Raw genomic sequence first — 6,000 nt, 5'->3', positions numbered from 1 at the left:
TTTTATCTATTTATATAAATAAAATATTTAAAACTGTTTATAGAGTCTCCTTATTATCAAATTTTAAAAGATTCTTTTTGCAGTGGAGTAACTCAAAAATCAATTAATGATGAAAAATTGCTAAATATTTTAATTGCTATTCCGCCAATAAATGAACAAGAAAAAATCATTAACAAATTAATATCATTAGATAAATTTATGAAGAAATATTTAGAAAAAGAAAATCAATTATTCAAACTAGATTCTGAAATTAAAGACAAATTACAAAAATCTATCTTACAATATGCAATTCAAGGAAAATTAGTTAAACAAGATCCTAATGATGAACCAGCATCAAAATTATTAGAAGCTATACAAATTGAAAAAAACAAACTAATTAAAGAAGGAAAAATAAAGAAAGATAAACATGAATCTTTCATTTTTCAAGGTGAAGATAAAAATTATTATGAGAAGATTGGTTCGAAAGTAATAAATATTACAAATGAAATACCTTTCGAAATACCAATAAATTGAGCTTGAACTCGTTTTAAAAATATCGCAAATTTGGTATTAGGTAAATCACCAGAAACAAATAATATTAATTATTGAAAAAATGGTGTAATAAATTGATTCACAATTGCAGATATGAAAGATAAACAAATTATTGAAGATTCTAAGAAAAAAATATCTCTCCAAGCAAAAAAAGAAATATTTAATAATCAAATGTCCAAAAAAGGAACTTTATTATTGAGTTTTAAATTAACAATAGGTAAAACATCAATAATTAATCAAGATTCAGTTCATAATGAAGCAATTGTTTCAATAAATTTTTACAAAGATAATAATATAACAAAAATGTTTCTATTAATATTTTTAGGATTATTGATCAATAATTGTGAAAAAATTAATGCTATCAAAGGAAAAACATTAAATAAGGAAAAATTGCAAAAAATGTTAATTCCTATACCCCCTATCAAAAATCAAAATAATATTTTATTAATAACTAATAAAATTATCGATCTTTTTAAGTTTTAAAATGATTTCTTTTTGTTCTTTTATGTTTGGAATAGCCAAAAGTAAATTATTGAAAATGTCTATATTTAAATGTGGTATTGCAGCTCCTTTTTTATTTTTCTTGAATAATTCTTTATAAAATTTTAATAACATTAAAACATATTCCTGATCTATTTTGTTATTTATTTTTAATAGTTTAAATGTACTACCCATATAACCAGTTTGGTCTAGAACAAATGTTTCACCTGAATTCTCACCATCAACCAAAATAACAATATCTCCTTTATTTATTAAAACCCCATTATTAATAATTTTCGGTTTAATAATTTTTCTTAGTACCTTTGCTTCTAGATAAGGGTAATTTCCATTTTTAGAAGCTTCATTTTTTGTCAATTTTAAAATGTTTTTTTGTCTAACCCAAGCCCATTTTTTTGGTATTTCGAAAGGTATTTCATTTGTAATATTTATTACTTTCGAACCAATCTTCTCATAATAATTTTTATCTTCACCTTGAAAAATGAAAGATTCTTGTTTATCTTTCTTTATTTTTCCTTCTTTAATTAGCTCATTTTTTTCAATTTGTATAGCTTCTAATAATTTAGAAGCTGGTTCGTCATTGGGATCTTGTTTAACTAATTTACCCTGAATTGCATATTGCAAAATAGATTTTTGCAATTTATCTTTAATTTTGGAATCAAGTTTAAATAGTTGATTTTCTTTATTTTCATATTCATTAATTAATTTATTTAAATCGTTTCATTTACTTACAATTCTTGACGATTCATTTAAAGAAGGAATTGGCATAAAAAGATTTTTTAAATCGTCTTTATTAAATCCGGCTTGCGCACTTCTTGAATTATTTTTAACTAATGTTTGATAAATACTTGATTTATAAAAAATAAACATAAACTCTTTGTTTATTCAATCATTAATAAACATTTTTTTAACTTTTGCTAAAGCTACATTATAAGCGCCATTTTCTGCAAAAAATACCTTACCAATTGATGCTCCATATCTGGCCAACAAAATATCATTTTTTTCTGATTGTTTAAAAGCAAATTTTGAGGGTATGTAAACTGGATTTGGATTTTCACCATAATCACGTATTTGATAAAGTCTAATATATCCTTGTTTTTCATGTTCTATAAATTTGCTCTTAGGAGGTTGAGAACCACCAATTATTTCAAAAATGTTGTTATGTCTAACTCAAGCTCAATTCTCTGGTATTTCAAAAGGCAATTCTTCAGTAATATCTTTAATATTTTTGCCTATCTTCTCATAATAATGATTATGGTATTAGCCTAAAGCGCTATCGTTTTAACAAAACTTGATATTGAAATGAAAAGCTAAATTTACAAATACTTCTTACTTCTAGTTACAAATACTAGATTATTCATATTTAAAGATATATATAATAGTTTTATAATTCTTTGGATGAAGTAAATACTTTTTAAACCCCACCTTAAGTTGTAAAATTATTGATAATGTTACAAAGGAGATAAAATGCCAGAAAAAGGATATGTTTATGTTTTAACTAACCCAAGTTTTAGAGATGATTGGGTTAAAATTGGTAAAAGCAGTAGAATGCCTGAAGTTAGAGGTCGTGAATTATATAATACAGCTGTTCCACTTCCTTATGAAATCTATGCCACTTTACAAACTGAAAAATATAATGAAGTTGAAAAAATGATTCACAAAAGTATTGATCGAATTTCAAAATTAAGAATAAACAAAAATAGAGAATTTTTTAATATACCACCTGAAAAAGCTTATGACATTTTACTTGATATTAAGGAATTATTAGGAAATGAAGCTAAATTAGAATTAATGGGTGATAATGTCGAAGTACATACTAAAGAAAAAACAAAAAGAGGTGAACCATTTGACTTTTATAGTAGAGGTTTAAAAGATGGAGATGTTGTTTCATTCATAGAAAATTCAAACATAAAAGCAATTGTTGAATCAAATAAAACTGTATATTTTGAAAATCAAAGTTGATCATTGTCTGGATTAACAAGAGAAATTTATACTAGAAAAGGTAAAGTTAATAGTAGTGGAGCTTATCAAGGACCTAAATATTTCCAATTTAATGGTAAAAGGCTTACTGAATTGCCAATAATTGAAGAATGCCAATCTTAATAAAATAATTCAAAGAAATTGTTTAGAATTTTGTGTAAAGTCTCTTTTTATCTCAACAGAAAGGAATTGACTTTACATTAATACCTAATAATATTGTAGAACAAAATAAGATAATGCCTAAAAAACATTATCTTATTTTTAAAACTTACCACCCTCACTTTCGGAAATAATATTTTACATAAATATAACCATAAAAGAGATAAATGAAAATATAGGTAAAAATGACGGAAAAGTCTATAAAGAAGACAAATACTAAAAGTTAGAGACTATTTAACAACTAAATTTCCTAATGTAAACAAGATTGCTGTTTATAGACTAAAAAGCCAAAAAGAAGAATTAAAATTATTTGTTATAAATGGAGAAACAACTTCTTTGAATAATGAATTTACTAATTTTATTTTTAAAGAAAAAATAATTACCAATTTATATGACAATGACAATAAACTCACTAAAGAATTAAAAAATAAAAATATTTGAGATATTTTGAATTACAAAATGTTCAAAAATGTTAATATCGATTTTCTCCCTTATTACATTGTTGATGGCCAAGGTTATAAGAGCTTAATTAGAAAATATCAAGTAATAACTTCTTCTAAGAATGCAAAATTTGAAATAGTCTATGGTTACTTATTACTAGTAGCAAGCATTAACTTAATTTTATTAGATTATTTAAATCAAAATAGTATTAATAATTCTGCTTTTGAATATGAAGTTTAGATCAAGAATACTTCTCATACTTAACAATCAATAGTCTTAAAAAAGATGCACTTAAAAATACAAAATAATATTTTTAGCATATTTTAGAATATCTAGGATATGTTTTTATTGCACAATTTCCAATAATATACATTATTGAATACTCCTTTTATATAATTAAATAGCTAATAAAGGAGATTATGAAATTAGATATAACAATTACACAAATGCAATTTAATGAATATTTATATGATTATAGTCAAGATCAAGAAAAGAAAATTCGTTTAGATGATTGGACTGCTTTTGATGAATATTATTATGAATTATTAAAAAAATATATCAAAGAGAAAGTTACTAATACTAATGAGAAAATAAGAATTTATTTCTTGCCTCGTTATGATAATAAATATTATGCTTTTAGACTTAAATATGAAAGTGAAAAAGAAGCTGAAAAAGAATTAGGCAAAGAAGAATGATTTAGAAACCTAATGTGATTAGAAGATAATCAATTTTCATTTTGAATTTGACATGTAGATTATTATCTATTTTTCGCTAAAGGTTTAAATAATGCTACTAATTTAGAAGCATTTAAAATCTGATTTAATAATGCTAACAAATATGAAAAGAATAAGAATAGTAAAGACAACAATGAAGATAGTGAAGCAATTGATTATTTAATTAAGCATTCATTTTATAAATTTATTCAGTCTTTACAAGACTCAATTGCTAAAGCATTAAATGACAAATTAAATAAAGTGGATATTTTAGTATTCAAAAATAAATATGTTGATTATCAAGATACTGAAAATTACAATTTTGAAACTGTTTCAAATAATAGTTTCCAAAAGTTGGCAAAAGAAAAATATAATGAATTTTTAGCTAAATTTCAAGATTTAAAAATTAATAAAATTTTTGTTAAAGATCTTCAACCTTTTTATTCAAGTAATGACAGTGAAACTATAAAGCTTTTAGAATTTTATATTTATCTTTATAAAGCACTTTATTGTACTTTATCAAACTTTATATCATTAGCGTATAGTAAAGAAGATGCTTTAAATAAATGTATCAACATTAAAGATTATTGTCACGAGTATTGAAATGAACAATTTGTTCCATGTTTTATTTTCAATAATCCCAAATTTGAGTTATTTAGTGATATTTATACTTCTATAACAAAAGTATTACCTTATCTAAATAAAACTAAAGAAATAAGTGATTCTAAAACTAGCGATTTAGTTAATTCATTTAAGGTTGAATCTTATTATGTTTTAGGTTTAACTATTGCATTATTGTCTTATTTAAAATTCTTAACAATTTGTCAAGTTAATAAAGTTATAAAAAAAGAAAAAGAAATTTAATAAAATTTAATTAGATAATATTAATAAGTATAGGAGGTAAATTTGTACAGTTTTGTAAAAAATAAATCTTTAATTAAAAACATTGAATCATTTGGTTCAACTTTGATTAAAGATTTGATCAAAAGAATCAACAAACAAAAATATATTAGAGTTCAAAAAGAACTATTTGGCAGTGGAAGCGAAGAATTAATAGTTCAAAATGATAAAGGCGTAATTATAATAGATTATAACCTTATTGTTTATGCTTTTTTTGAAGGCAACAGTTTATATGACTGTAAAAAGATAAGAGAATTTGTAAAAAAGAATTTTGATGAATCACTAACTCAGCTTGGCTGCGAAATATCAAAAGATCATTCTCTTTCATTAACAGCTGAAAATCTAACAATTGATGATTATAAAGATACTCCTTTTATAATTAATTTAAATATTGTTTTTGAATTTGGACCAGAATATTGAATTCAACTCGCACATTTTAAAAAATCAGATGCCAAAAAAGAAAGATGATTTTGATATAATGTTCCTAATACAAATTCTTTAATGAAAAGAGTAGAAGAATGTAAAGAGTGCGATCTTTGAAAAGACGTTCAAAATATATATTTAGAAAAAATGAATGATTTTTCAAAAATATTTAATAGAAATGCAGATTGATTCTATTGCTATGCTGCTGCTATAACAGAAGTCGAAAATAAAAATAGTGATTATGATGGTGAAGATTAAACTAAAAATAAAGAAAATTAAAATAGTTTAATTAAGCAAAAAATTAATTTTTAAATGAACATATTTTACCAATATATCTATAAAACAGCATTATTAG

General features: G+C 23.1%; 6 protein-coding genes. 5 read left to right on the top strand and 1 reads right to left on the bottom strand.

Features of this window, described 5'->3' with window-relative positions:
• The first annotated feature begins 18 nt into the window (after positions 1-18).
• A complete protein-coding gene (locus MBIO_RS02490; RefSeq protein ID WP_063870548.1) occupies positions 19-1,014 on the top strand; it encodes a restriction endonuclease subunit S in 996 nt (331 codons plus the stop codon).
• Here the strand turns inward: MBIO_RS02490 and MBIO_RS02485 are convergent.
• A complete protein-coding gene (locus MBIO_RS02485; protein WP_158305109.1) occupies positions 976-2,232 on the bottom strand; it encodes a restriction endonuclease subunit S in 1,257 nt (418 codons plus the stop codon). The two genes, MBIO_RS02490 and MBIO_RS02485, sit on opposite strands and share 39 nt — an antisense overlap.
• A gap of 264 nt (positions 2,233-2,496) precedes the next feature.
• Here MBIO_RS02485 and MBIO_RS02480 point away from each other — a divergent pair, with 264 nt between their 5' ends.
• From MBIO_RS02480 to MBIO_RS02465, 4 genes are all read left to right on the top strand, one after another.
• Positions 2,497-3,132 carry a GIY-YIG nuclease family protein gene (locus MBIO_RS02480; RefSeq protein ID WP_013526923.1) on the top strand — a complete coding sequence of 212 codons (636 nt, stop codon included), beginning with the start codon at positions 2,497-2,499 and terminating at the stop codon, positions 3,130-3,132.
• Between the two features lie 372 nt (positions 3,133-3,504).
• On the top strand, positions 3,505-3,849 hold the full coding sequence (locus tag MBIO_RS02475; RefSeq protein WP_013526922.1) for a hypothetical protein: 345 nt from the start codon (positions 3,505-3,507) through the stop codon (positions 3,847-3,849).
• Positions 3,850-4,028: 179 nt separating this feature from the next.
• The gene (locus MBIO_RS02470; RefSeq protein WP_013526921.1) at positions 4,029-5,186 is read left to right on the top strand and encodes a hypothetical protein; all 1,158 of its coding nucleotides are present in this window, start codon (positions 4,029-4,031) and stop codon (positions 5,184-5,186) included.
• 42 nt (positions 5,187-5,228) lie between these two features.
• A complete protein-coding gene (locus tag MBIO_RS02465; RefSeq protein ID WP_013526920.1) occupies positions 5,229-5,903 on the top strand; it encodes a hypothetical protein in 675 nt (224 codons plus the stop codon).
• Positions 5,904-6,000 lie beyond the last annotated feature (97 nt).

Source organism: Mycoplasmopsis fermentans PG18 (genome assembly GCF_000209735.1).
Classification (GTDB): Bacteria; Bacillota_I; Bacilli_A; order Mycoplasmatales; family Metamycoplasmataceae; genus Mycoplasmopsis; species Mycoplasmopsis fermentans.
This window is presented reverse-complemented; position numbering and strand designations above follow the sequence as displayed.